Consider the following 26,118-nt stretch of genomic DNA (forward strand, 5'->3'; position numbering starts at 1 on the left):
ATATGGCTGCGGGCTACCCAAGGCGCATCGGCAATCCACGCGCGACGCATTGCGCATCGCGCCGGCGCTTGATGCATGCGCTGATCGGCCTGGCCGCGTTTGGCGCGACTGCGGCGATTGGCCACGCTGCGCGAGATGCCCGGAGCGCGCCGGAAGGCACCACCAGGCGCGCCGCGGCGCATCGCTTTAGCACAGTGCTTTTTATTCCGTTCGGCGACCATGATCTCGGCTTTAGCGAAGCCGCTTATCGTGGATACGTGGCGTTGCAGCGCGACGGCTATCGGATCGACGTCGTTCGCAACGCGGACAGCCTTGGAGAAAAGCGGATACTCGAGATCATCGGTACGCGCTACGCAGCGGGCGCGCGCGGTTTCATCCTGGCAGGCTCGGAACTGAGCGCCGCGACCACCACTGCCGCCGCGCGCTACCCCGACGCGTTTTTCGCCACGGTGGCCGGCTCGGCGCGTGGGCCGAACGTCGTCAATTATTGCGTCGACTGCCGGCCGCTCGGCGGCGCGCTCGCGGGCCAGGTCGCCGCGCGCGCCTCCATAACGAAAATCGTCGGCTTCGTGGGCGGCGTCGAGTCGGTCGACGGCGGCGAGGCAAATCGTTTCAGGCAAACCGTGCTCGATTCGGCACCCGACGCGAAAGTGCTGATCGACTGGACCGGCGACTGGAGCGACCGCAAGCGTACTCGCGAACTGACCGAGCAGCAGATTCGCGCGGGCGCCGACATCGTGGTCGCCGATGCGAACGACGCGGTCATCGCCACGGCTTCGCGTTGCGGGCGCGTGAAAGCGATCGGCTGGATGACGGACGCGTCGCACCGGTATCGTAACGTCGCAGCGAGCGTGATCGTCGACATGAGTGTCATTTTTCGACGCTTCGTCGACGCGGCCGCGACCGGGCGCTTCACAGGCGGCGACTATGTGGTCGAGGAATCGGACAACGTGTGGAAAATCGTCTGGCCGCGTCGCTAGCGGTCGATAAATTGAGCGGAGCCGTGCGGCATGAAATCGCTTAAAAACCGAATCATCGGAACATTGATCGTGCTGTTCGCGGCCGTCGGCGTGGTCGATGCGTGCCTGACTTACTGGCTGTCGATGCGGCATATCGACGAGCTGCTCGACGTGCATCTGCAAGGCGCGGCTGTGTGGCTCGCGGCCGGCAGGGTGGGCACGATCGGCACGAGCGGCCCGCCGCAGCATTCGATCGACGGTTTTGTCGGGCAGATCTGGGAAGCGGGGCGTGCCACACCGACCGACAATACGGATCCCGAAGTCATTTTCAATCGCAATGAGCCGGGCGGCTATTCGGTCGAACTCATCAACGGTCATCACTACCGCATCTATACCCTCAGAAAAGACGCCGACGGTCTGACCTACCAGGTTGGCCAACCCGTTTCGTATCGCGAGCAGACTGCGGAACGCGCGGCGATCGAAAGCCTCGCGCCGACCGTATGCCTGATCGTACTCGTATGGATTGCGATTCCGATTGTCGTCAATGCGGCGTTCGCTTCGCTCGGCCGCGCGAGTTCGGAGGCGGAAGCCGTGGGTATCAGCCATCTGACACCGCTCGATGTCTCGCATGTGCCCGACGAAGTGCGCCCGTTCGCCGATTCGATCAACCGGATGATCGGGCGCCTGCAGGTCGGCATCGACAGCGAAAAGCGCTTTATTGCCGATGCCGCGCACGAACTGCGCACGCCGATCGCCGCTTTGCAGCTACGCATCGACAACCTCGAAAATGCGTCCGACAAGACTGCTCGCGGCGAGCGTCTGCGCGAATTGCGCGAAGCGATCGTGCGCACGGCGACGATGATCCGGCAGCTACTGGAACTCGCGCGCGCGGATGCGCAACCCGATCCCGGCACGGCATCGGATCGGGTCGACGTGCGCCAGATGGTTCAGGCGCTCGTCGCGGACCTGCTGCCGGTTGCCGACTCGCGCTCGATCGATCTCGGCGTCAAGCGCTTCGAGCCTGCCTATGTGAAGGCGCATGCCGGGGAGTTGCGCATGGCGGTGCGCAATCTCGTCGAAAACGCGCTGCGCTACACGCCCGCCGGCGGAAGCGTGGACATCGACGTGTACGAAGATTGGTCGGGCGCCATCGTGCGCGTGACCGATACGGGCCCCGGCATTCCGGAGGACGCGCTTGGCCGCGTATTCGACCGCTTTTTCCGCTTGAACTCGGAAACGGTCGAAGGCAGCGGCCTCGGGCTATCGATCGTGAAGTCGGTCGTGGCGAAGCACGGCGGTTCCGTTTCGCTCGAGAACCGGCATGACGGCCACACCGGTCTGATCGCCACGCTCGTCTTGCCGGCGCACGCGTCGGCTGCGCTCGAGGCCTGAACGCACGAGCGCAGCTTTCACTGTTGACGGGACGCGTTCCCTGTATCGACATTGTTACGGCTCTGTGAAATCCTTATGAAAGCCGGGAGACGTTTCGCCGGTCACACCAGGTAACACGTGTAAGTGCAGGCGAAACCTGGCAAAGAGCGGGCAGCACTAGACTTGAACTGTCTATTTCAATTGGCGGGACAAGCCGATGACACGCCTCCTCATTGCTCTCACTCTAATCAGCGGCCTGTGCGGCTGCGTCGTTGCGCCGCCGGGTTACGGTTATGGCTATGCCGCGCCGGCTTACTACGGTTACGCCCCGGGCTATTACTACGGGCCGCCGGTCAGCGTCGGTATCAGCGGCAGGTTCCATATTCACTGATGCCGCGGTGCGTCAGGCCGTGGCGCGCATCGGTCTGGCGCATCGACTGATGTGCTTGCAGCAACAGTGTTTTCGGCGAACGCAACTCGACGCCGCGCTTGCGGATGGCGATACTTTCCCTACCGCACAAGCGCCTGACGATCACGGCGCAACAAGGCGATCAAAAGAAAACTGGAGGTAGCGAAAATGGACGAGCGTAAGCGTGAAAGCATGATTGCCTATCTGCGTCGCCGGATGGCCAAGGTGGGAATGAAGGCTGCGGACCTTGCGGCCGCGCTCAAGGAAGAACAATTGCGCCAGAAGTCGGTGCGCTATCGCAATGCGTTCGGCGACACATGGGACGGCAAAGGCGGCATGCCGCAATGGCTGCAGCAGGCGACGAGCGCCGGCCAATCGTTGCAGCACTTTGCCGTAATCGGATCGGAAAAGCCGGCGGCGACTGCGCAGCGTCGCTCCGGCGTTGATTGGAGCAAGGATCCGTTTGCAGGCACGCGGCTCGCGACGGCGCCGCGCGGCTGAGCGGCATGGCCGCTCGATATGTCTAGCTGCCGGTCTGGCCGTCGCCAAGCAGCTTTGCTCTAAGCGTTTTAGCGCGCGTTCCGGGATCGAACCAGATATTGAAGAACGCCCGCGCGAATTGGGGATCTTCGATCGTCGCGGTCGGCGCGCCATTCGCAAAGAAGCGCACGCCGGTGCCCGGCAGAAATACTCCGCATAACCAGTCGCCCGGTGCGACATCGACGAACGCCTTCAGCATGTCGTCGCGCCAGCGCGCCACGAGCGCATCGGGTAGCGGCGTCGGCGCGAGGCGCTTCATTTCGTTCAGCCCGAGGCTGGTCAGGCGTTCGCGCGTGGCGGACGTGGCGTAGGTCAATTGCAGCGCGAAACGGTTATCGAAGCTGACCGGCAGGCGCGCGCTCCACAGTTGCGCATCGTACAGATGCAGCCCGAGAAAGCGGTACTCGCCCGAGCCGGAGAATTGCGCGGCGGGTATTTCGGTGCGGCAGTCCTGAGCGGCCATGGCCGCGCCCGATGGCACGGCACACAGCCCTGCCACGCATGCGATCGCTGCGATGGCGAGCGCGATTTGCCGGCCGGCGGCGCGCGCCGCGCGCCGCGGCGCATCGGGCTGCATTGAAACGACGGCCTCCTGCGTGCCGCCGGCGACTGCAGGTACGCCGCCTGTGTGGTGAAAAGTCGGTTTCACTATTCCGGGGTTCCGTATCACCCGGCCGGGCGGGGGCCGTGACCGGCGCTCCGTTCGGCCGGCGTGCTCATTCGTCTGAAAGAAGCAGAAAGCCAAATGCAGAATATTAACCGGTAGTGCGCATGCGTCCGTATAGAAAAATAATGGCGCCGTGTATGTGCGCTGGCCCACCATCGCGAGGTGTTTCTTCCATTTCAGCCATCCTGCCTGATGAAGCGCACTTCCTGGCCACGCATCTTTCATTAATAGGGATCCGAAATTTATCGAATATTGTGTCGTTAAACCGATATGCGTGATCCGGTTTCCAACACAAGGCGTGACGGTGCGCACAGGCCACCGAAAGCACGCGTGTCTGCGGTAGTCGTCACCTACACTTTCATTTCGTTCGCAAGCTGCGCGCCGGCCTGTCGGAAAACAGAAAAGGAGACGGGCGATCAACAATGTCCATTCGTCGGACGCGCAGCGGTGGCCAACGAAGCGATGTTTCCGTTGAAAGCCAGCGCCAGCTCGAACTTGAACACCACAGACAAAGAAGCGTAACTACTTCAAGCAAATCAAGCCTCTGGCGCGCGACGGCAAGCGGATCGCGTTACGTCGCACCTGCTTACGGCGCGGGAGGCCAGCGGAACCGCCGGAACCCGCTCGCATCGCCTTGCTCTATGCCTGCGGTCAAGAAGCGCGTGACCTCGCCGCAATGTCGGAAGGTCGATGTTTTCAACGCGCCTATTGATCCTTGAAATCCCCCTACAGCCTGTTCAAGACATGTTGCGTCCGTCGAGCCGCACAGGACGCGCATGCCCTGACATTTCGTTTCGCGCTTGGAGACAAGATGAAGAAGATGACGGCGGCTCTCGCGTTGACCGGTGCATTTGCAGGTCACGCTTATGGCCAAAGCAGTGTCACGTTGTACGGCATCATCGATGAAGGAATCACCTATACGAATAACCAGGCGGGTCATAGCACCTGGCAGGAGACCGATGGCGCAATCAATACGAGCCGTTTTGGCTTGCGCGGCAACGAAGATCTCGGCGGCGGCCTTCAGGCTATCTTCCGGCTCGAGAACGGTTTCAGCGCCGCTAACGGCAACTTGCGTCAGGGTGGCCGGCTGTTCGGCCGGCAAGCGTTCGTCGGGCTCGCATCGTCGCAATTCGGCACGCTTACATTGGGGCGCCAATACGATAGCGTCGTCGATTATCTCGGCCCGCTTGCGTTGACGGGTACGCAATACGGCGGGACATTCTTTGCGCACCCGTTCGACAACGACAACCTCGACAACGACTTTCGCGTCAACAATTCGGTGAAGTATCAAAGCCCGAACTTCCGCGGGCTGCAGGCCGGCGCGCTCTATGGCTTTTCGAACGATGCAGGCGATTTCGCCAACAATCGCGCATACAGCTTTGGCGCATCGTATGCATTCAAAGGCGTGTCGGTCGCGGCGGCCTACCTGCAGATCAACCAGAATCTGACCAGCGCCGCCATCTCGAACACGAACGGCGCACTGAACGGCGATGCGACATTCTTTGCCGGCCGGCAAAGAATCTGGGGTGCCGGCGTGAAATATTCATTCGGCCCGTTCACGACCGACTTCGTCTATACGACGACGCTGCTCGACAACGCACTCGGCATATCAGCGGCGGAGTCGGGCGTATCCGGCGGCTTCGGGCTGAACGGCGGCAGCGCGCGCTTCAACAACTACGAGGTGAACGGACGCTATACGCTCGGCTCGCCGTGGACGATCGCCGTCGGTTATGTGCATACCGACGGCAGCATCGACGCTGCGCGTCCGCACTGGGATCAGGTCAATGTGCAGGCCGCGTATCTGCTCTCGGTCCGCACGCAGGTCTATGTGCAGACCGAGTACCAGCATATCGCGCAGGACGGCCTGCCGCTCGGCGCGATCATCAGCGGCTTGCCGGCAGCGTCGACGACGCCGAATCAGGTTGCCGTGACGCTAGGGCTGCGTCATACGTTCTGATCGGAAGGCCCGAGGCAGTCGCGAGCGGCGCAACGGTGGCTCGAGGGTCGCGTAAGCGCGGCCTAAAGGTCGATCACGACGTCGCCGACGGGTTGCGAGCAGCATATGAGCAGGTTGCCGTCGGCGGGCTTGTCGAGCGGCTCCGGCCCGTAAGCGACGTTCCCCGACACCAGTCCGCTCTCGCAGTTGTGGCATACGCCGGTTCGGCACGACCACCGGACCGGCACGTCGCACGCTTCGGCCAGTTCGAGAATGCTTGGATACACAGCCGCATTCCAGTGCGCGGCAATGCCGCTGCGCGCGAACGAAACCAAAACGCCGGTCTGCGCATCGTTTTCGGGCAGATGCGGCGCTCGCGCACGGGCGCCGACGATGCCCGGCGTCATCGATTCGCCGCCGTTGAAGGTTTCCGCATGAATTCGCCGGGCCGCAACGTTCATCGCGGCGAGTGCCTCTTTCATTTCCGCCATGAAGCGAGCCGGTCCGCATAGATAAAAATCCGCTTCGCGCTCGATGCCGGCTTGCTCCAGAACGGCGCGCGACAGCCGGCCCACTGCATCGAAATGCAGGCCGGGCTGGTCGCTCGCGTCGGGCTTGCTATAGCAGACGTAGCTCTGGCCATGCGCGAGCGCGCGAGACAGACGTTGTGCCTCGCCGGCAAATGCGTGGTGACGGCCATCGCGAGCGCCATGCAGCCACCACACGCGTCGCGCCGAGTTCTGCGCAGACAGCGCATGCAGCATCGCGAGCACCGGCGTTGCGCCGATGCCGGCGCTTATCAACACGACCGGACCCTCTCCGGGCTGCAGAACAAAGCTGCCGCGTGGCGCGCTCACATCGAGCCTCGCGCCGACACGCAGCTGACGATGCAGATACGTGCCGCCCGCGCCATCCGGTTCGAGCTTCACGCTAATGCGATAGCACTGCGTCGACAGCGCGCCCGACAGCGAGTAGCTGCGGAAAAACGGCGAACCGCCGTCGGGACGCGGCAAACGCAATACGACATATTGACCCGGCAGCGCCATCGGCAGCGGCTCGGCGTCGGTGCTTTCGAGCGTGATCGACAGCACGTCCGCCGACTCCTGATCGAGTGCGGCCACCTTCAGCGAGCGGAAGCCCGGCGCAACCGGATGCGAGGCGGCGGCCGGCGTGAGCCCGGCGTTACCGCCAGTCGAACCGCTCTTCGCGCCGTCCTTCTCACTGCTGGTCTGCTCGCGCAGCAGCGCATCGAAAGAGCCGCGCCAGCCTGGCGACAGCGCCTCGATCCGCAATGCGCGCTCGAGTCCGTCGCGCGGATGGTGCGAAGAATAGAGCAGGGCGTTGATCTCGGCGACCGTCATACGTTCGTCGGCCTCGCCGACCTTGACGATGGCGTCGCCCGCGCCGACATCGCCTTCCTGCAGCACACGAAGATAGAAACCCGGGCGCCCGCTCGACGTGAGCAACGCTGCCATGCGCGGTTCGTTGGTCCGGATACCGACGCGATAACAGGTTACACGCGGTTGCGTGACTTCGAACAACGCATCGCCGATCTGATAACGGTCGCCGATGCAGACGTCGGAATCGGGCAGCCCTTCGATCGTGAAGTTCTCGCCGAACTGCCCATACGTGAAGTCGCTGCGCTGGAGTTCTTGCTGCCAGTAGCGATACGATTCGATCTGATAGACGAACACGGCGCGCTGTTCGCCGCCGTGCCCCGCGGTATCGCCTTGACCGTCGCCGGCAAGATTGAGGCGGCTCGCGCGGCAGCGGCCCTGCACCGGATTCTTCCAGATGCCGGTGTATACCGTGCGGCCTTTCCAGTCGATATTGCGCGGCAATCCGACGTTGACCGATAGTAGTCGACTCATCATTCCTCTCCGCGACGTTACATGCGCACTGTTACCGCTATGCCGACGGCCGCTCGCGCAATTGCACTTCGTGCACCGTGAGTTCGCGATCGACGCCATGCGGAATGACCGTTTGTCCCGGCTCGAGATGCAGCGCTTTGCCGTCGAGAGTCACGGATACGATATCGGGCTCGAACGACACGTAGTTCGCGACCCGCCTCACTTCCGGATAAGTGTCCGGATACGTCCACGCGGCAAGACGCGCGTCGTCGATGTCGTAGTAGCTGCACACTCCCTTGTACGGACAGAACGTCTTCGTCTCCACGCCCGTCAGCGCGGACTCGTCGATATCGTCGCGCGGCACGTACCAGCGCGGCGCGAAGCCCGATTCGTAAAGCGCGAGCGGCCGCTTCGTATCGGCGATCACGCGGTCGCGATGACGAACCACGAGGTGCCGCGACGTTTCGCGAATGTCGATGCGGTGATACGGGTCCGCGGCGTGACCGACGATCCGTTCGTCTTCCTCATAGAACGCATCCATCATGCGCCACGCAAACGCGACGCGATGTTCGAGCACGCTAGCGTGTTCCGGCAAGGCCGTATGTTGCCACGCACCGCGCTGGGCGGTCTGTTCGCCCGCGTGCACCGCGAACCACGCGGTCGCGCCGAGATCCTGATGGCGCGTCGTGTGCTCGAGCCGCTCGAGCACCCCCGCAGCAATGTCGCGTTCCGGGAAATATGCAACCGGGTAGCGTGCAGGTTCGAAAAGCAGCACGACGTTTTCGCTATCGGCAATCCACTTGCCGCCGAAGTGCACGCGCATCCGGCGGCGCAGCGGCTCGGCGTAGAGCAGGCGCCTGGGCAGCGGGTCGGGCACGAGGAAGCGGCCGATCGCGCCAGCCGCGAGCGGGCCTTGTTGCCATGAGAGTCCCATTTCGGTTTCTCCTTGTTTATCGATCGATTGCGCATGGCGCCGGCTATCGCCCTATGCGAGCGGCGCATAACGTGTAACCGGTAAAATAGCGGAATGTGCCATGCGATGGCGTCATACTTCATATGAACCGCACGCGATCGGCAAACGACATGAATTCGAGTGTCGCCGAATTCGGCCGGTTGCGTAATGTGTGTATGCAGAGCAGATCTCTTCGAATCGCGTTAACCTGTTTCGCGATGGCCGCCTTTCGAACATGAACGGGCGGTGCCCGAAACCGGTTTTCTTTATCAGGAATACGATGACTCCGTTACGAATCGACTTCATCTCCGATATTGCGTGCCCATGGTGCGCGGTTGGCCTCGCGTCGCTGCAACGCGCGCTCGCCAACTTCGGCGAAGAGATTCACGCCGAGTGGGTGATGCACCCGTTCGAGTTGAATCCGAAGATGGGCCCCGAAGGCCAGGGCATTGTCGAATACCTGGGCAACAAGTACGGCCGTACGCCGGCGCAGATTGCCGAAACGCAGGCCGTGATACGCGAGCGCGGCGCGAGCGTCGGCTTTGCGTTTGGCGAACGTAAGTTCGTCTACAACACGTTCGATGCGCATCGGCTGCTGCAATGGGCAGGCGAAAAAGAGGGCAAGCAGGTCGCGCTCGAAGCGGCGCTGATGCAGGCCTATCACGGCAACGGCGACGACGTGAGCGACCATGACGTGCTGGTCGCTGCCGCGGAATCGGTCGGGCTCGACGCGCGTGAAGCGCGTCGCGTGCTGCAGAGCGACGACTATGCCGACGCGGTGCGCGCCGACGAGCAGGAAACGCATGCGATGGGCATTCACTCGGTGCCGGCGATCATCTTCAACCGGCGCTATCTCGTGTCCGGCGGGCAGCCGGTCGAAGCGTTCGAGCAGGCGCTGCGGCAAATCCTCGCCGAAGAAAAAGCCTAGCGGCGATGGTTTCGAGTGCCGGCAGCGCGAATCGATCGCGCGGCAGCGGACGGGGCATGAACCGCGCTCGCTGCATCGCCGGATTGTCGTGCGACATCGATCGGGGAGCTCATTCGACGTTGGGACGCTCGATATCCCAATAGTCGGACTACTTTAGGGTATACATTGATTATTCGGCCAGAGGCCGTGTTATAGGATTTTCCGCAGTTGTCAGGAGCACATGCATGCACGTGGTTTGTAAGGTGTATTGATGTCCGGCTCCGGCGCTGTTCTGGCCTGCGCCGTCATGCACAGCAAGTCAATAACTAAGAGACTGGAGGATGACATGGCCGGTAAGCCGGAACGCGATGGGGAAGAAGTGCAGGAAATGCGCCGTGGATTGCTGCAAGGCGCAGGCCTCGGTGCCGCGCTGGCGCTGTTAGGAGGCGCAATCACACCGGCGCAAGCAGCGGAAGGCGCGCCATTCCCGAGTCACAAGCGCTGGAAGATCGTGTTCGTCAATCACGTGACGACGAATCCGTTCTTCGTGCCGACGCAATATGGCATTCAGGACTCCACCGCTTTGCTCGGCATGGACTATCAGTGGACCGGCTCGGCCAATGCCGATATCGGCGAAATGGTGAACGCGGTCAACGCGGCCGTGGCGGCGAAGGCCGATGCGATCGCCGTGCCGATCGTCGATCCGAAGGCATTCGACAAGCCGATCCAGGCCGCGCTCGACGCGGGCATTCCGGTGTTCTCGTACAACGCCGATGCGCCGCAGGGATCGACGAATCCGCGTCTCGCGTATATCGGACAGGATCTCTATCTGTCCGGCTATCAGATGGGCGAGCGCATCGCGAATCTCGTCGATAGCGGTCTCGTGGCGCTGTTCATCGCTACGCCAGGCCAGCTCAATATCCAGCCGCGTCTGGACGGCGCCGTGGCGGCGATCAAGAAATCGGGCAAGAAGATCGACGTGCAGACCATCGCGACCGGTGCGACCGTCAACGAAGAGCTGTCGAAGATCAAATCGTTCTACCTCGGCCACCAGGACCTGAAGGGCATGTTCGCGGTCGACGCGGGCAGTACGCAGGGTGTCGCACAGGTGATGAAGGAGAGCAATCTGCCGTCCAAGGGCGTGCACGGCGGCGGCTTCGACCTGCTGCCGACCACGGTTCAGCTGATTCACGACGGCTTCCTCGACTTCACGATCGATCAGCAGCCCTACGTGCAGGGCTTCTATACCGTGGTCGAGGCATTCACGTATCTCGCGTCGGGCGGACTTGTCGGGCCGGCCAATATCAACACCGGCCTTAAGTTCGTGACGAAGGGTTCAGTCGATCCGTATCTGAACACGTCGACGCGTTACGAAGGCAAGAGCACGAAGCCGCAGATTGTCCCACACACGGGAGCGATCAAAGGGTGATGTCTTCGGTCGCGGATCAACATAAGGCTCGCCGGCGGCCGCGATTGCTATCGCGGTCGCTGATTCGTTCGAGCGAAGTGCGCATCTTCGTGGTCGCGCTGATTCTGTGCGCGTACTTCCAGTTCGCCAATCACGATTTTCTGCTGTCGAGCGCGAGCCTGCAGAACCTGTCGCAATACATTGCGCCGGTCGCGCTGATTGCGTTCGGTGAAATCATGCTGATGATCGGCGGCGAGATCGATCTGTCCGCCGGGATGGTGTTCGCGTTTGCGCCGTTCATCATGTATTTCGGTATCGAGGCGGGCTTTCCGGCCTGGCTCGCGATACTCGCAGGCCTCGCGGCCGCGGGTGTGGTCGGTTTCATCAACGGGGCGGTGACGGTCTATCTGCGCATTCCGTCGTTCGTCACGACACTCGGCACGCTGTTCTTCGTGAACGGCTTCACGCTGACGATTTCGCAGGGCACGCCGGTGCCCTCGCCGCAAAACACCTGGCTTGCGAACTTCATGGGCGAGTGGGGCTATAGCGAGATCATCTGGGCCGTCGCGCTGGCGGCAATCATGCATGTGCTGCTAAGACATACGCGTTGGGGCCTGCATACGGTGGCATCCGGCGCGAACCCGCTTGGCTCGAGCGAAGCGGGTATTCGTATCAGGCGGCTCAAGCTCGGCAACTTCGTGATTGCGGCGGTGCTCGCGGGCTTGACCGGCATCCTCGAATGCCATCGCATTGCGTCGATCGATCCGCAAGCCGGCGGCAATCAGATCATGTTCCTCGCGGTCGCCGCGGGGGTGATCGGCGGCACGCCGCTCGCGGGCGGCTCGGGCACGATCATCGGCGGGCTGATCGGCGCCGCGGTGCTTGGCATTCTTAGCGATGGGTTCACGCTGATCGGCATCAATGCATTCACGTTCAACATGATTCTCGGCGCAGCGATTCTTGCGGCGATGATCTTCAATATCCACGTGGTCCGCCTCGCGCGCAAAGGAGGCCCCTGATGTCCGACGTGCCAGGCATGCCCGGGATGCCGGTCGACACGCGCGACGAGGCGCCCGCCGAAGCGCTGCGCGGCGACGATATCGTCAAGCGGTTCGGCGCGGTAACCGCGCTCGATGGTGTTTCGTTGACGCTCAGGAAGGGCGAGATTCTCGGCATACTCGGCGATAACGGCGCGGGCAAATCGACGCTGATCAAGATCCTCACAGGGTTTCTTCAGCAGACGAGCGGCAAGCTGTTCCTCGACGGCGTCGAAACGATGCTGCGCTCGGTCGATCACGCGCGCTCGCTCGGTATCGAATGCGTGTATCAGGATCTCGCGCTCGCGAACTCGCTGAGCATTTATCACAACATGTTCCTGAACCGCGAGATCATTCATCGCGGTCCGATTCCGCTGCTCAACAACCGTGCAATGCGCAACCGGACCGCCGAATTTCTCGAAGAGATCGGCGTGCACGTGCCGTCCGTCGATTTGCCGGTCGAGCAACTCTCGGGCGGGCAACGGCAAGCGATTGCCGTTGCGCGGGCCGTTCATTCGAACGCGAAGATCCTGCTGCTCGATGAACCGCTCGCGGCGATGGGTGCACGCGAAGCCGGTTTGATCATCGATCTGATCCTGCGTTTGAAGGCGAAGGGCGATCTGTCGATCATTATGATCATGCACAACTACGCGCAGACGCTCGACATTGCCGATCGCGTGATGCTCATGCAGCGAGGCCGCGTCACCTATCAACGCGAAGCAGCGAACACATCGGTCGCCGAACTGATGGACATCGTACGGCGCGAATATCGCGCGATGCGCACCGCGTCCTGAGCGCGCGGAACGTTAATACCCCTTTATTTGCGGTTTATTTCCGCGATATTTTTCGTTTTTCTTCAGACCGGGTCGTCGGTACCGTGCGAATTTTTTTCCGCCGCGCGAAAGGGCGTGTTGGCGGAAGCGTCGGCTATCATGAAAGGATCGTTGGCAAGGCCGTCGTTGCAGGTACAGATATGACGAAAGTAGGTAAGACACTCATCGGCGTGCTGGTCGCAGTGGACCTGGCGTTCGTTTTTTACATCATGTCGCCGCAGATCGAGCACTCGGGCAGTAAAAGTGACGACTCCGCGGAAGCAGCAGCAAAAGGAGCCGAACTCGAAGCGGGCGTGATTGCGAATGCGAGCAATGGCGCGCAAGTCGCGTCGGGTTCGATCGCAGGCAGCGCATCCGGATCAGGCATGCCGGATTCGACTTCGGATGCGGGCCGCGTCGTGGCGCCGCCGCCCCCTTCGACATCGGATGGCGGGCGTGTTGCGATGGCGCCTGCGCCAAGCCCCGTCGCGGTGCCGAATGTGATGCTCGAGCGCAAATCCAGCTCCGCCGCGGTGGCGGCAATGGCTCCGGCGGCGTCGGTCCCGGTCGCTTCAGGCAATGCGAACGAGCAGCGCGTGGCCGTGCGTCGACAGCCGGTCAAAACCGTCGACGTGACGAATGTACGCAGGCCGGCCGATGAGAAACCGAATGTCGCTTCGCGTAGCGAGCGGTCCGCGGTTGAGGCGCGTTCGAGTGCATCGAATTCGGGCTCAAGCTCGGGCTCAAGCCCGGGCGCGGGTTCGAATGCGGTCGCCGCGGCCATGACGGAAGCGCTCGTCAGACAATCGGCAATGCTCGATCCCAATCTGCCGCCGCCCGATATGTCGAAGTCGGTTTCGATGCGCGATGTTCCCGAAACATCGTCGCGCGCGGGTGCGAATCCCGTGGCGGCCGCGATGACCGAACAGCTGGTGAGGGAGTCGACGAAATTCAACCCGCCCGCCCAGCATGCGCCGGCCCAGCCGGGCGCGCAGTGATCCCGTAGCGCATCTCGTCGCATGTAACACGTTGCTTGTCACGCATGCAGAATCAGCTTTTGCACGCGCCAGTTCAAAAGCTCGCCGACCCAAAGCACGTTTTCGGACGGACACGCCATCTCGTGTATCCAGCCGAACTGCTTGAGCTGCTTGCCCGATTCGCCAAGCACGCCGAGCAGTTGACCATCGAGCGTCAACTTGTAAATGCGGCCCGGCCACGCATCCGCGCTATAGAGCACCTGGTGCGGCCCCGGCGAGATGCAGATGGCCCATGGCGAACCCGGCGCGAAGGTGCCGGCCGCGACTTCCGCTTCGCTCGGAATATTGCCGATCGCGGGACGCGCGCCCGAAGGCACGGGCACATCGATCGTGAACTGGCGCAGAAAGTTGCCATCGGTGTCAAACACCTGAATGCGCCGGTTGCTGCGGTCCGCCACGTAGACGTGGTCGTTCCGATCGACCGCGATACTGTGCGGTGTATGAAACTGTCCCGGCCCCGTGCCGCGATCGCCCCATGATTTGAGCCAGTTGCCGTTGCTATCGACCTTGGCGACACGCGAGTTGATATAGCCGTCGCTGATGTATGTGTTGCCGGCCGAGTCCCATGCGACATCGGTCACCTGGCGAAAGCGCCCCGGTTCCGCAGGCAGAGGCGGATTCGGATGCTTGAGCGGCGCGGTCTCTTCATCGGAGGCTTCCTGCTTGCGGCCGAACACCATCGCGACGCGCCCTTCGGGCGTGAACTTGATGATCATGTCCGAGCCCTTGTCGGTCACCCAGATGTTGTCGTGCCGATCGATCTTGACCGTATGCGCAAACGACCACGCATAGAGGTTGTGGCCGATCTCGCGAACGAACTTGCCGTTCGGCGCGAATTCGAGCAACTGTGCGGCTGCGGCGCCATAGGCAGGGCCGGTGGAATTGCCGCGCGACAGCACGAATATGTGACCGCGCGAGTTGACGGCCACGCCCGAGCATTCGCCGAAGTAGATATCGTTCGGCAGCGTGACCGGATTGGGGACCGACTCGTACGAAATCGAAGGAACGGTCTGCGCGCTCGCAAGTCCCGGCGCGGCGGCGAGCGCGGCGGCGGCGGCGAGGAATTGCCGACGCGTGACAGGCGAACCGGGGCCGCGTTGAGAAGGATCGGTACAACACGGGCAGAACAGCGTGTGCTGCGCTCTCATCGAACGTCCCCTCGTCAATGGATGACCGCGACGATGGTTGCAACTTTCGTCGTACAGGTCAATCCTGTGTAACGAGAGATCGAGCGTATTTCCGGTTCGAGCGCCGCGCGAGCAGCGTGTGTTCACGCGTCGCGCATACGCACACGCATCGAACCCAGGCCGTTCAATCGACCTTTCCCAGATCGCGCAGCCGCTTGCCCGCCAGCAGATTCCGGCCAATGCGCTCGAGCGATACGCCGCGCGTCTCGGGCACATACAGGAACACGGCCACGCCGAACGCGACGTTCAGAATCGCATAGAGCAGGAACGTGTTCGATTCGCCAAGCGACGCGAGCAAACTGAGGAAGGTTGCGGCCACCACCATATTCGCGGCCCAGTTCACGAACGTCGACACGGCAATCCCGAAGTCGCGTCCTTGCTGCGGCTGGATTTCCGAACACAGGATCCACACGAGCGGCCCCGCCGACATCGCGAAACCCGCGATAAACAGCAGCAGCGAAGCGACGGCGATAACCTGTGCGAGTGTGCTCGTAATGCCGGCATGCAGAAGCAGGCCGAGCACACCCATTCCCGCGGCCATTACCGCACATCCGGCGTAGAGGATCGGCTTGCGGCCCCAGCGGTCGACCAGCGCGATCGCCCCGAACGTGGCGATCACATTGACGAGCCCGACGACGACCGTGGCCCACAACTGCTGTTCATGCGTCGCAAAACCGGCGAGACCGAAAATGCGCGGCGCGTAGTACATCACGACGTTGATGCCCGTAAGCTGCTGGAAAATCTGCAGCACCGCGCCGAGCGCAACCGAACGGCGGAAATTCGAGTTTGCGCGCAGCAGGCCCCAGCCCTGTTTCGGCTGCGCGTTCTGTTCGGTTACCTCGCGAATTTCGGCTTCGACGTCGGCTGGCGCGTCGTAGAGACGCTGCAGCACCGCTTGTGCTTCGCGCATGCGGCCGCGTGCCAGCAACCAGCGCGGGCTATCGGGCAGCGCGATCACACCGAGCAGGAAAATCACGGCGGGAATGGCGATCACGCCCAGCATCCAGCGCCAGTCCGCCACATACGAAAGGCCGATGTTCGACAGAAACGCCGCAAGAATGCCGGCTGTGATCATCAACTGATACGTCGAGATCATCGCGCCCCGGACTTGCCGCGGCGCGACTTCCGACAGGTACAGCGGCGCCGTGAACGACGCGACGCCGACCGCGAGGCCGAGCACCAGCCGCGCGGCGATCAGGTGCCCGGGGTTGCTCGCGAAGCCGGACCATAGCGAGCCGACCACGAACAGCAACGCGGCGAGCCCGAGCGCATAGCGGCGCCCGATATGCCATGCGAGCCAGCCGGCGCCGATCGCGCCGGTCGCGGCGCCGACCATCATCGAGCTGACGATCCATTCCTGCACGCGATCGTCGAGCATGAACTGCTTCGCGATAAAAGGCAGCGCGCCGGAGATGACGCCGATGTCGAGCCCGAACAACAGGCCGGCCAAGGCGGCCATCAGGCAGACGAAGACGCCATAGCGATTCGAACCCAATGAGGTAAGGACAGACGCTTTCGCGGCAGGAGGTTTGGCGATCGTGGTCATGTAGACGGCTCCGGTTGAGCGCATGGTCGCGGGAGCGGCGTCATCGGTTGCGTCGCGGCATCGACTATTGTCGTTTCGCCGGTATATCCGGCCCCCACTGCACCATGATCGAACATCGCAATGAGCGCAGACTTAGCTCAAGTGTGCAAGTTTGGCGAAATTGCACGATCGCGCAAGTCGCGCACTAGCATCCGGACCTCGTCAGTTCAGAACGTCAACGTCGTCCGCACGCCGAGCACGAACTCGTTGCCGATACGCTCCGACGGATTGTCCGGATTCGGAATGCCGCCCGACGGCCGGAAAAAATATTGCGCGTCACCCTGCAATTGCCACCATGGCGCGATCTGATAATCGTACGTCGCCTCGATCACGGTTTCCGCGCTGCGCGACGGAAAACCGGGCGTGGTTTGTGCGGTAGCGCTCGCGAGATCGCGCGCATGCGAACCGATTTGCGCATAGCCTACCGCGATGCCGGCGACATCGTTATCGCGCCCCTCGAACGGCGCTTTGAGCGTGACGCCGGCATTCATGCCGAAACTGACCAGATTGCGGTCGCCGGGCGCGCCCATGAGCCGCGCGAACACACCGACCGAGCGCGGGCCGCCGTTGCTGTCGCGCCAGACCATCTGATCGGCGACTGCGTAGACGCTCCAGTTGCCGTGATGGCTTTGAGGTATGCCGCTGCTGTCCGCACTTGCGAGCGACACGCCGTTGCTCGCGATACTCTGATCGTCGAACGATTGCGTGTCGTACCAGAAGCCGAGCTTCCACGTGCCGGGCAAGCCTGCGGATGGCGCGTCGGCCGCAGCGGCGGAATTGCCGGAACTGGCGGGCGGCGCATTGAACGCGTACTGGATCTCGCCGATGATCAGCGCGCCGTCGCGCAGGCTGAAGTTCGTGCCGTGCGCGTTGAACTGCTGCGGGTCGCCCGCGCCGTTGCCGGCAGGATTGCTGCCGAATACGCCGGCCAGTACGGTGACCTTGTCGCCCGGTGTCGCGCGCACGCGCACACCCGGCGATGCTAGCGGGTACGACGGGCCGCCGGCGGGCAAATCGACCGAGGGCAGCGCGGACCAGCCGAACGTCGCATTCATGAACGTGCTTGCGTATTCGCTCGTCATGAATTCCTGGTCGACGCTTTGCTCGCCGAGCTTGATATCGACACGGCCGCCCGCGAGCGACTGCTGGTACCAGAGTTCCCAAAGACGCGTCGACGCATCGGCCTCGATGCCGCTCGCGAACTGCAAGGCTTGCAGATTGCGCGTGCTCAGATTCGTGCCGTGAATCTGCAGGCCGGACACGTTGAACGTGCCGCCCGGCAGGCCGAACGCCTTTTGCGTATCGAGGCCGACGCTGAATTCCGTGAGCCCGTCGTACGCGCCGCCGCGCGCTGTACCGCCCGACAGGTTGTTCAGATACTCGCTTGTTTCCTGCAGGCCGAGGGTCACGCCGAAACGGTCGAGCCAGGGGCGCAGGCCGCCGATATCGCCGAACAGGGTCGCGCGGTTCCAGAGATCCGCGGGTGCACTATCCGGCGCCGCGGTTTGTACCGACGGCTGTGCCGGCGCGTGCGGCGCGGGGCTCGCGTCGTCGGACTGCGCGATGGCCTGCACGCTGCAGAACGCGAACGGTACCGCGAAGCCGAACGCGCGACCGCTTTTCAGCAGCCAGGCGCACGGTTTGCGCTTCTTCAAGCGTATGAGCGGCAACGACGACGGTATCGCGCGAGCCGTCGCCGGCGCGAGAGCGGAGCGCATCGCATTCGCGTAGTGCATCACAATCGGGCGAACGAACATAGACACCTCTGTCCAGCTTGTCCGGTGCGGACAGGCGACGTATCGGAACGCGGCCATTTCCGCGTGATGGGCATGCGCAACGGTCAGACAAGGTGAGCGCGCGGAACCACAGGCGGGCGGATTTTATTCACGGCCGCGCCAAAGCCGCAAGCAGAAATTTCATCACGGTGTTCGTTCAATACCACGCGACCGCTTGCGATGAAAAGTGGGTCGCTATGCTTCGCCATCGACCCTTAGGGATCGATTCGCCTGGGTGCCGTAAGCTTTGAAGGCTTGAGTGGTTTATCGGACATCCGTTCGCGGTTAAGGTTGACTCGGCAATGTCCGCCTGATTAAAATCCGCGAGTCTTCACAAAAGGGGCCGTCATTGGACTCCAGCAGTAGTCGATCTTCGAACAGTTTCGCTGTCTGAACGACAGAGCGTCCGCCCCCCAGCAGTTCCCGGCCGCCGTTCTGCCTTCAGGCAGGCGGTGCGCGTCTTGCAATATCTCCCGTGCACCCGTTGAGTCTTTCTGGACGCATCGTTCATGCGCCCGGATGACCGTGATTGCGAATTCGCGTTCGCAGTGTTGCCCGTTCGTGGGCGCGCTTTTCTCGGGCGCCCGTTGGCGGGCTGAATATTTACGTCCGCTTTATGCGGACGCCGTTAGCATAAAGCGGCGTCATGCACAGGCGTGTTGGCCCAATTTCATCGGTAAGGATGTCGAAATGCCAGACAGTGACAGTTACCCCATACGTCGATTCCATCGATTTAGCCCATTCACATTGCGCTTGTGTCTGGCCGAAGCCATCCGGTAGACGTTCACCTTAGCGAAGCGAGGTGTGCGTTTCTCCGCTGGAGCGTGCTTCGGCATATTGCGTCCACAGGACGCCTGGAGAACCTCATGAACTTCGCTCTTCTGTTGCCTCAATTGCCTGACATTCTCGCGTCGCACGACTCGTTCGATGCGATGCCCGCCGCGCGGCCGCGCGCGGTCCATCGGCTCGTCGATTTCTGGCGGCGCCTGAGATCGGGCGGTCGCTGACACGATCGCGTTCGTGTCCCGCGGGGCGCGACGCACATGCGGCGGTGCAGGTCTGATTCTTCAGGCCACCGTGCTGTCGCAAAAGCGGCGCTGCGTCCCGCTTCCGATGTGCGCTGAACCGCGCCGGGCGCGGTCAAACGTCGGGCGCATCTCCCGCATAAAAGACAGTTGTCCGGTGACGCACGATGAATTTCAAACTCCATTCGAACCCGCCGCTGCTGGCATCGGCCACGCGCATGCTGCCCAATCGCTGGGACTTTATCGCTTTCCCGCTGATTTTCTGCGCGATCGCGATGGCGGCAAGCGGCCTGCATCAGACGTGGGCGCCGATGACGACGCTGCAGGACCACGCGGTGTCGCTCGATCCCGCGAATCTGCCCGATTACGCGTTGCGAACCACGCTGCGCATGCTCGCGGCAATGGCCGCGTCGCTCGTGTTCACGCTCGTGTACGGCACGCTCGCGGCGAAAAGCCGCCGCGCCGAAAAAGTGCTCGTGCCGATTCTGGACATCCTGCAGTCGGTGCCGGTGCTCGGCTATATCTCGTTTACGGTCACCTTCTTTCTGGCGCTGTTTCCGGGCCGCGTGCTCGGCGCGGAGCTCGCGGCGATCTTCGCGATCTTCACGAGCCAGGCGTGGAACATGACGTTCAGCTTCTACCAGTCGCTGCGCACGGTGCCGCGCGACCTGGCCGAAGTGTCGCGCGGCTTTCATCTGACGGGCTGGCAGCGCTTCTGGAAGCTCGAGGTGCCGTTCTCGATGCCGGGACTCGTCTGGAACATGATGATGTCGATGTCGGGCGGCTGGTTTTTCGTGGTCGCCTCGGAAGCGATCACGGTCGGCAACCACACCCTCGTTTTGCCCGGTGTCGGTGCGTATCTCGCGCAGGCGATCGGGCAGAAGAACCTCGCGGCGGTCGGCTGGGCGATTGTCGCGATGACGGTCGTGATATTCGCGTACGACCAGTTTCTGTTCCGGCCGCTCGTCGCGTGGTCGGACAAGTTCCGCATGGAAACGACGCGCTCGAGCAGCGCGCCGCAATCGTGGCTGCTCGACCTGATCCGCAGCACGCGGCTCGTGCACCGGATGCTGCTGCCCGCAGGCGTGCTGCTGGCGAATGCGGCGCGCTGGCCGCTGCGCATGCCGCCGCCGTTGCTGCCGCGCGCTGCGATGGCGGCGAAGGGCTCGCGTGGCGACGCAAAGAAGATCGGCGACACGATCTGGTCGGTCGTCGTGTGCGCGGTTGCGGTGATCGCCGTGTATCGCGTCGTCGGTTTCGTGCGCACGGGCGTCACGGCGGGCGATGTCGGCCATGTGTTCGTGCTCGGCGCGCTGACGCTGTTGCGCGTGTTTTTGTTGATCGTGCTGTCGTCGCTGGTCTGGGTGCCGCTTGGCGTGCTGATCGGCCTGCGTCCGAGACTTGCCGAAAAGATCCAGCCGCTCGCGCAGTTTCTCGCCGCGTTTCCGGCGAACCTGCTGTTCCCGGTGTTCGTGATCGTCATCGTCCGTTGGCATCTGAACCCGGATGTCTGGCTCTCGCCGCTGCTCGTGCTCGGCACGCAGTGGTACATCCTGTTCAACGTGATTGCGGGCGCGAGCGCCTATCCGAACGACTACCGCGAGGCGGCGAGGAATTTTCATATTCGCGGCTGGCAATGGTGGCGCCGCGTCATGTTGCCCGGCATTGTCCCGTACTACATCACCGGTGCGATCACGGCATCGGGTGGCGCGTGGAATGCGAGCATCGTCGCCGAAGCCGTGCAATGGGGCGATACGAAGCTCGCTGCGCACGGGCTCGGCGCCTATATCGCGCAAACCACGGCGGACGGCGATTTTCCAAAGATCGTGCTCGGCATTGCCGTTATGTCGTTGTACGTGACGCTATTCAACCGCGCGCTCTGGCGCCCGCTCTATGCCTACGCCGAGTCCAGACTTCGGCTCGATTGAGGGAGGTTCGAAGTGAACGCTGAACTGCTATTGAATGATGCGGTCGACCATGCACCGCAAGCCGGCGTCGAAGTCTTGAGCGTCGACAACGCGCGCCACGGTTTCAACAAGATGCAGGGCGAACAGCTCGTGCTCGACGGTGTGAACCTGTCGCTGCGCGAAGGCGAGATCGTCGGTCTGCTGGGCCGCTCGGGTTCGGGCAAGTCGACGCTGTTGCGCATCATCGCGGGGCTCATCGAGCCGACCGACGGCGAAGTCACGTATATGGGCAAGCCGCTCGAGGGGCCGGCCGAGGGCGTCGCGATGGTGTTCCAGACGTTCGCGCTGTTTCCGTGGCTGACGGTGCTGCAGAACGTCGAGGCGGGGCTCGAGGCGCAGGGCGTGCCGGCGCGCGAACGGCGCGAGCGCGCGCTCGCGGCGATCGACCTGATCGGTCTGGACGGCTTCGAGAATGCGTATCCGCGCGAGCTGTCGGGCGGCATGCGCCAGCGCGTGGGGTTCGCGCGCGCGCTGGTGGTGGACCCGACGCTGCTGCTGATGGACGAGCCGTTCTCGGCGCTCGACGTGCTGACGGCCGAGACGCTGCGCACCGATCTGCTCGATCTGTGGACGCAGGGCCGCATGCCGATCAAGTCGGTGCTGATCGTCACGCACAACATCGAGGAAGCGGTGTTCATGTGCGACCGCATTCTGGTGCTGTCGTCGAACCCGGGGCGCGTGATTGCCGAGATCAAGGTGCCGTTCAAGCATCCGCGCAACCGTCTGGACCCGGCGTTCCGCAAGCTGGTGGACGACATCTACGCGAAGATGACCGCGCGCCAGACCGGCGAGACGACGCGCAAGGGGCTCGAGCTGCATAGCTGGCTGCCGCACGTATCGACGAACCTGATGGCGGGTCTGATCGAAACGCTGGCGGCCGCGCCGTATCACGGGCGCGCGGACATGCCGGAAATCGCGCGCTCGCTGCACCTCGAGGTGGACGACCTGTTTCCGATCGCCGAGGTGCTGCAGAACCTCGGTTTTGCCGACGTGCGCGAGGGCGACATCTTCCTCACGCCGCCGGCGCGCGTGTTCGCCGAGTTCGGCACGCAGGAGCGCAAGCTGATGTTCGCCGATCACCTGCTCAAGCACGTGCCGCTCGCGGCGCGGATCAAGAAGGTGCTCAACGAGCGGCCCGGTCACCGCGCGCCGCGCGTGCGCTTCGAGCAGGAGCTCGAAGATTTCCTCTCCGACAGCGCGGCCGAAGAGACGCTCGACGCGGTGATCAACTGGGGACGTTATGGCGAGATTTTTTCGTATAACGACCAGTCGGAAGTTTTCAGTCTCGACGACGTGGAATCGTGATCGGCCAAGCGCCGCGACGAGCCGTCGCGGCGCGGCTCGCGTTTGCCGCGCAATGGCGGCGCCTCGTGCCGGCATGTGAAAACGGCCGATCGCGGCAGCATCGAAATGATGCGATCACAGCAAGTGGCGGTCTGCTTGTGGCACCATCGCATCATCGCACCTTTGCTTCCTGATCGATCACCTACCAGCCGATACGACGAGCGGGAATAACGCGCAGCCGCGGCCTCAATCGAGCATGTCCAGCCCACACGCATCGTCACGTCTGTCAGGTTTTCTTTTTCTTCTCACCACTGCCATCGGCTGGGCCATCAACTGGCCCGCGATGAAAGTGCTGCTGCGCGAGTGGCCGCCGCTGTTCTCGCGCGGCGTTGCCGGGTGTGCGGCGGCCCTGCTGCTGTTCCTGCTCGCGACGCTGCGCGGCGAATCGATCCGCATTCCCTCTAAATGGTTGCCGCGACTGCTGCTGGCCGCCTGCACCAATGTGCTTGCATGGATGGGTCTATCGACGATGTCGATGGTCTGGCTGCCGGTCAACGAGGCGGCGTTGCTCGTCTACACGATGCCGTTGTGGTCGATGCTGTTCGCGTGGCCGATGTTGTCGCGCCGTCCGTCCGTGGGCGGGTTCTGCGCGCTCGCGCTCGGTCTGGCGGGCGTCGTCGTGCTGCTTGGCGGCCATGGCATTTCGGTCGACGCGGACCGGCTCGTGGGCATTGTCTGCGCGCTGCTAGCCGCCGTGCTGTTTGCGTTCGGCACGGTCGCGAATCGCGAGTCGATTCCGATGGGGCCGCTCGCGCTCGTCGCGTGGCAAGTCGTGATCGGTTGCGTGCCGATGGTGCTGTATGGGCTCGCGGTCGAACATCCGCGCTTCGCGGCATTGCATGCGGACGGCTGGGCGGTGATGGTTTATATGGCGCTCGTGCCGATGTGCGTCTGCTATATCGCGTGGTTCGAAACACTGCGCCGGTTGCCCGCGGAGATCGCGTCGATCGGCATGCTGCTCGTGCCGGTGCTCGGCATCGTCGCCGCGGCGCTGTCGATCGGCGAACCGCTCGGGTTGCGCACGGCGCTCGCGATGGTGCTGACGCTAAGCGGCGTTGCGCTCGCGTTGCGTCAGAAGCGTTGACGGGTTGCGTTGCATGAACCCGGCGCGTCGAGCGGCAGCCCGGTTATTGCCCGAGCGGGCGCGAGCTGCCGGCCGTCGCGAGCAGCGATACGGCCGCCGGGTCCGGCATGCCGTTCGCGTCGATCGCGCCGGCCGTGGCCAGTGCATCGAGATCGCTATCGACACCGGGCTGCCCGACCACGAACGGCGTCGTCAGAAACGCCGGCGCCGCGAGCGTGACGGCGTAACGCTGCTGCAGATTCGTCACGACGGCCGTTTGCGCGGCGAGCACGTTGTTCTGATTCGCAAGCGCCTGCTGGAATGTGCCGTTGGTCTGAAATCCCGCGATCAGGCCGCTTTCGTTCGTGCCGAGCTGGGCCGCGAGATAAACGAGCATCAGGTCGGTTTCGGGCGTCGTATTGAAGGTGCCGTTCGAATAAGCGACCGAATGCAGCGTCGTGCTGCCCGACGTGACGGTGATGATGCACGGCAGTGCCGCATTGAGGTCGAGGCGGTAGTTGCCGCCGCCATCCGACAGTGCGCTGCCCGAGCCCTGCGCGCAACTGGCGACGACGTTCGCGCTCGCCAGTGCGCGGCCGGTTGCCGCCGTGCCGGAAACCGATACGCCCGGCAGCGTATTCGAGCCCGTGCAGCCGTTGACGCCGACGCAGAAGCTGCCGCCGCATGACGCAAGCGTCACGGCCGCGGCCGCCGCGAGGCACGACGCGGCCCGCCTCGCGTGAGAAAAACGTAGGCTCGTATTCATGCCGGTCGGCTTCCGTGAGCGCGCCGCCGCTGCTGCCGGCGTTTCTCGCGTTCGCGCAGCAATCGCGGCATCATTTCTTCGATGTACTGCCTCGCTTCGCCGCGCGTGACGATCTTCGCGAAGCGCTCCCGTGCTTTGACCTCTCCCTCCATCGCGCGATGCGCTTTCCTCAGAACATGCAGGAAAATCATGAGCCGTGAGCCGTCGCGCACGGGTTCCGCGTCGCGCGGGTCCGCCATCGTGTTCGTGGTGCTGGTCATGATCCGATCCGTCCCGGGCAGTCGGTGCGGCAGGTGGTGGTGACGAGCGGCAGCAGGTCGTGCGCGTTGCCGTCGCGCGCGGTCAGCGGCGCGATGCCGAACAGGCGTTCGATCGTCGCGAGTATCGAACTGTGATCGTACACCGTGTGGTCCACGTGGCCTTTCGCCACCCACGGCGAGACGACGATCGCCGGCACGCGCACGCCGTACACGTCGAATGCGAAACCCGATGCGTTCAGTTTCGCCGACGCGCCGGCGCCGTCGTTCGGCGGCGGTGCGCTGCCCGGTTTGACGGAGTCGTATAAACCGCCGTGTTCGTCGTACACGATCACGAACAGGCTCTTGTCCCATAGCGGCGACTGGCGGATCGCGTTGTAGACGCGCGCGACGAGCTGGTCGCCGGCTTCGATGCTGTCCATCGGATGCTGCGACGTGCCGTTCTCGTAGGTCTCGCGGATGACGTCGCCGTAGCTCGGCTCGATCAGCGTGTAGCGGGCCGTATAGCCTTGCGCGAGATCGGATTCGAAGTGCGCGAGGTCGTCGACGTCGAAAAAGTCGATACCCTTTAGCGACGAAACTTGCGGCACGCGGCCCGACAGCGCGCCGGTCTGATCCTGATAGAGCTGCCAGCTGTCCTTGCCGAGCGCGTCAAAGATCGAATGATTCGGGTAAGTGAAGCCGTCGAAGGTTTCCCATTCGAGCAATTCGCCATTGGTCGGCGAGTGATCGAGGCCCGCCGACGATGCGCCATGCAGGAAAAACCGGTTCGGCCACGTCGGCCCCGGCATCGACGCGTGCCAGCCGTCGCAGAGCACGAACTCGGCCGCGAGCGTATAGAGTGCCGGCGCCTGCACGCGCGTGTCGACGGCGCGCATCACGTAACCGATATCGGCTTGCGGCGGGATCGGGCCCTCGGTTTGCGAAGTCGCGTAGTTCGCGGCGAAGCCCGAGTTGTCGATGGGCGGATACGGTTTCCCTTTTTCGAACTGTGCGCCGGCCCCGCAAAGCTGTTCGACGACATCGGCGAATTCGTGCCCGGGGTCGCTCGGCAGCTGCTCCGGTGCGCCGCCTTCGAACGCGTAAGTCACGCCTTCGTAGGTGTTGGAATTCGCGGAAGTGGCCGCAACGATGCCGGGAATACCCGATAGCGCGAACAGGTGATCGAAAGACCGGTTCTCGAGCATCAGCACAAAGATATGCTGGATCGGCGAGGGGGCTGGGGCGGATGCAAGTGTTGCGTCGGCACTCATGGGCGTTTTCC

General features: G+C 63.2%; 23 protein-coding genes. 14 read left to right on the forward strand and 9 right to left on the reverse strand.

What is annotated here, in order from left to right:
* Positions 1 to 2: 2 nt before the first annotated feature.
* The 4 genes from BTO02_RS06185 (at position 3) to BTO02_RS06195 (ending at position 3,240) form a co-directional block, all read left to right on the forward strand.
* Entirely contained in the window at positions 3 to 980 is a 978-nt protein-coding gene (locus BTO02_RS06185) for a BMP family ABC transporter substrate-binding protein (RefSeq protein WP_075156296.1), read from the forward strand.
* A gap of 30 nt (positions 981 to 1,010) precedes the next feature.
* Positions 1,011 to 2,351: a sensor histidine kinase gene (locus BTO02_RS06190; RefSeq protein WP_075156297.1), complete on the forward strand. Its 1,341-nt coding sequence runs from the start codon at positions 1,011 to 1,013 to the stop codon at positions 2,349 to 2,351.
* Between the two features lie 196 nt (positions 2,352 to 2,547).
* Positions 2,548 to 2,721 carry a hypothetical protein gene (locus BTO02_RS34720; protein WP_198039202.1) on the forward strand — a complete coding sequence of 58 codons (174 nt, stop codon included), beginning with the start codon at positions 2,548 to 2,550 and terminating at the stop codon, positions 2,719 to 2,721.
* Between the two features lie 186 nt (positions 2,722 to 2,907).
* Positions 2,908 to 3,240, forward strand: a complete 333-nt coding sequence (locus BTO02_RS06195; RefSeq protein ID WP_075156298.1) for an H-NS family nucleoid-associated regulatory protein — start codon at positions 2,908 to 2,910, stop codon at positions 3,238 to 3,240.
* A 22-nt stretch (positions 3,241 to 3,262) separates the two neighbouring features.
* On the opposite strand, the gene BTO02_RS06200 is transcribed toward BTO02_RS06195, so the two are convergent.
* A complete protein-coding gene (locus tag BTO02_RS06200) occupies positions 3,263 to 3,928 on the reverse strand; it encodes a chalcone isomerase family protein (RefSeq protein WP_232243466.1) in 666 nt (221 codons plus the stop codon).
* A gap of 829 nt (positions 3,929 to 4,757) precedes the next feature.
* Between BTO02_RS06200 and BTO02_RS06205 the strand changes: the two genes are divergently transcribed.
* Positions 4,758 to 5,903, forward strand: a complete 1,146-nt coding sequence (locus BTO02_RS06205; RefSeq protein ID WP_075156300.1) for a porin — start codon at positions 4,758 to 4,760, stop codon at positions 5,901 to 5,903.
* Between the two features lie 62 nt (positions 5,904 to 5,965).
* Here BTO02_RS06205 and BTO02_RS06210 read toward each other — a convergent pair whose 3' ends face one another.
* A complete protein-coding gene (locus BTO02_RS06210) occupies positions 5,966 to 7,756 on the reverse strand; it encodes an MOSC and FAD-binding oxidoreductase domain-containing protein (RefSeq protein ID WP_232243467.1) in 1,791 nt (596 codons plus the stop codon).
* Positions 7,757 to 7,790: 34 nt separating this feature from the next.
* Positions 7,791 to 8,666 carry a DUF427 domain-containing protein gene (locus BTO02_RS06215; protein WP_075156301.1) on the reverse strand — a complete coding sequence of 292 codons (876 nt, stop codon included), beginning with the start codon at positions 8,664 to 8,666 and terminating at the stop codon, positions 7,791 to 7,793.
* 298 nt (positions 8,667 to 8,964) lie between these two features.
* Between BTO02_RS06215 and BTO02_RS06220 the strand changes: the two genes are divergently transcribed.
* From BTO02_RS06220 to BTO02_RS06240, 5 genes are all read left to right on the forward strand, one after another.
* Complete coding sequence (locus BTO02_RS06220) at positions 8,965 to 9,612, forward strand: DsbA family oxidoreductase (RefSeq protein ID WP_075158637.1); 648 nt, start codon at positions 8,965 to 8,967, stop codon at positions 9,610 to 9,612.
* A 325-nt stretch (positions 9,613 to 9,937) separates the two neighbouring features.
* Positions 9,938 to 11,020 (forward strand): sugar ABC transporter substrate-binding protein, encoded by a 1,083-nt coding sequence (locus BTO02_RS06225; protein WP_075156302.1) that lies wholly within the window; start codon positions 9,938 to 9,940, stop codon positions 11,018 to 11,020.
* Entirely contained in the window at positions 11,020 to 12,018 is a 999-nt protein-coding gene (locus BTO02_RS06230) for an ABC transporter permease (protein WP_075156303.1), read from the forward strand. Before BTO02_RS06225 ends, BTO02_RS06230 begins: the two co-directional genes overlap by 1 nt.
* Positions 12,019 to 12,044: 26 nt before the next feature.
* Positions 12,045 to 12,830 (forward strand): ATP-binding cassette domain-containing protein, encoded by a 786-nt coding sequence (locus BTO02_RS06235; protein ID WP_156883883.1) that lies wholly within the window; start codon positions 12,045 to 12,047, stop codon positions 12,828 to 12,830.
* Between the two features lie 179 nt (positions 12,831 to 13,009).
* Positions 13,010 to 13,846: a hypothetical protein gene (locus BTO02_RS06240; protein WP_075156304.1), complete on the forward strand. Its 837-nt coding sequence runs from the start codon at positions 13,010 to 13,012 to the stop codon at positions 13,844 to 13,846.
* Between the two features lie 38 nt (positions 13,847 to 13,884).
* On the opposite strand, the gene BTO02_RS06245 is transcribed toward BTO02_RS06240, so the two are convergent.
* The 3 genes from BTO02_RS06245 to BTO02_RS06255 all read right to left on the reverse strand — a co-directional run bounded on the left by BTO02_RS06245 (position 13,885) and on the right by BTO02_RS06255 (position 18,312).
* Positions 13,885 to 15,033: a peptidyl-alpha-hydroxyglycine alpha-amidating lyase family protein gene (locus BTO02_RS06245; protein WP_075156305.1), complete on the reverse strand. Its 1,149-nt coding sequence runs from the start codon at positions 15,031 to 15,033 to the stop codon at positions 13,885 to 13,887.
* 163 nt (positions 15,034 to 15,196) lie between these two features.
* The gene (locus BTO02_RS06250) at positions 15,197 to 16,618 is read right to left on the reverse strand and encodes a sugar porter family MFS transporter (RefSeq protein ID WP_075156306.1); all 1,422 of its coding nucleotides are present in this window, start codon (positions 16,616 to 16,618) and stop codon (positions 15,197 to 15,199) included.
* 206 nt (positions 16,619 to 16,824) lie between these two features.
* Positions 16,825 to 18,312: a carbohydrate porin gene (locus BTO02_RS06255; protein ID WP_075158639.1), complete on the reverse strand. Its 1,488-nt coding sequence runs from the start codon at positions 18,310 to 18,312 to the stop codon at positions 16,825 to 16,827.
* Positions 18,313 to 19,298: 986 nt separating this feature from the next.
* On the opposite strand from BTO02_RS06255, the gene BTO02_RS34150 reads away from it, so the two are divergent.
* From BTO02_RS34150 to BTO02_RS06270, 4 genes are all read left to right on the forward strand, one after another.
* Complete coding sequence (locus tag BTO02_RS34150) at positions 19,299 to 19,439, forward strand: hypothetical protein (protein ID WP_156883762.1); 141 nt, start codon at positions 19,299 to 19,301, stop codon at positions 19,437 to 19,439.
* Positions 19,440 to 19,624: 185 nt separating this feature from the next.
* Positions 19,625 to 21,385 (forward strand): ABC transporter permease, encoded by a 1,761-nt coding sequence (locus tag BTO02_RS06260; protein WP_075156307.1) that lies wholly within the window; start codon positions 19,625 to 19,627, stop codon positions 21,383 to 21,385.
* Positions 21,386 to 21,397: 12 nt separating this feature from the next.
* Complete coding sequence (locus BTO02_RS06265; RefSeq protein WP_156883763.1) at positions 21,398 to 22,729, forward strand: ABC transporter ATP-binding protein; 1,332 nt, start codon at positions 21,398 to 21,400, stop codon at positions 22,727 to 22,729.
* A 235-nt stretch (positions 22,730 to 22,964) separates the two neighbouring features.
* Positions 22,965 to 23,852: a DMT family transporter gene (locus BTO02_RS06270; RefSeq protein ID WP_075156308.1), complete on the forward strand. Its 888-nt coding sequence runs from the start codon at positions 22,965 to 22,967 to the stop codon at positions 23,850 to 23,852.
* Between the two features lie 43 nt (positions 23,853 to 23,895).
* Here BTO02_RS06270 and BTO02_RS06275 read toward each other — a convergent pair whose 3' ends face one another.
* Genes BTO02_RS06275 through BTO02_RS06285 form a run of 3 tightly spaced genes read right to left on the reverse strand, consistent with a single transcriptional unit; the run spans position 23,896 to position 26,107 of the window.
* A complete protein-coding gene (locus BTO02_RS06275) occupies positions 23,896 to 24,597 on the reverse strand; it encodes a hypothetical protein (protein ID WP_075156309.1) in 702 nt (233 codons plus the stop codon).
* Positions 24,594 to 24,857 (reverse strand): hypothetical protein, encoded by a 264-nt coding sequence (locus BTO02_RS06280; RefSeq protein ID WP_232243469.1) that lies wholly within the window; start codon positions 24,855 to 24,857, stop codon positions 24,594 to 24,596. Before BTO02_RS06280 ends, BTO02_RS06275 begins: the two co-directional genes overlap by 4 nt.
* Positions 24,854 to 26,107 (reverse strand): alkaline phosphatase family protein, encoded by a 1,254-nt coding sequence (locus tag BTO02_RS06285; protein ID WP_075156310.1) that lies wholly within the window; start codon positions 26,105 to 26,107, stop codon positions 24,854 to 24,856. Before BTO02_RS06285 ends, BTO02_RS06280 begins: the two co-directional genes overlap by 4 nt.
* Positions 26,108 to 26,118: the final 11 nt, after the last annotated feature.

This window comes from Paraburkholderia sp. SOS3 (genome assembly GCF_001922345.1).
GTDB lineage: Bacteria > Pseudomonadota > Gammaproteobacteria > Burkholderiales > Burkholderiaceae > Paraburkholderia.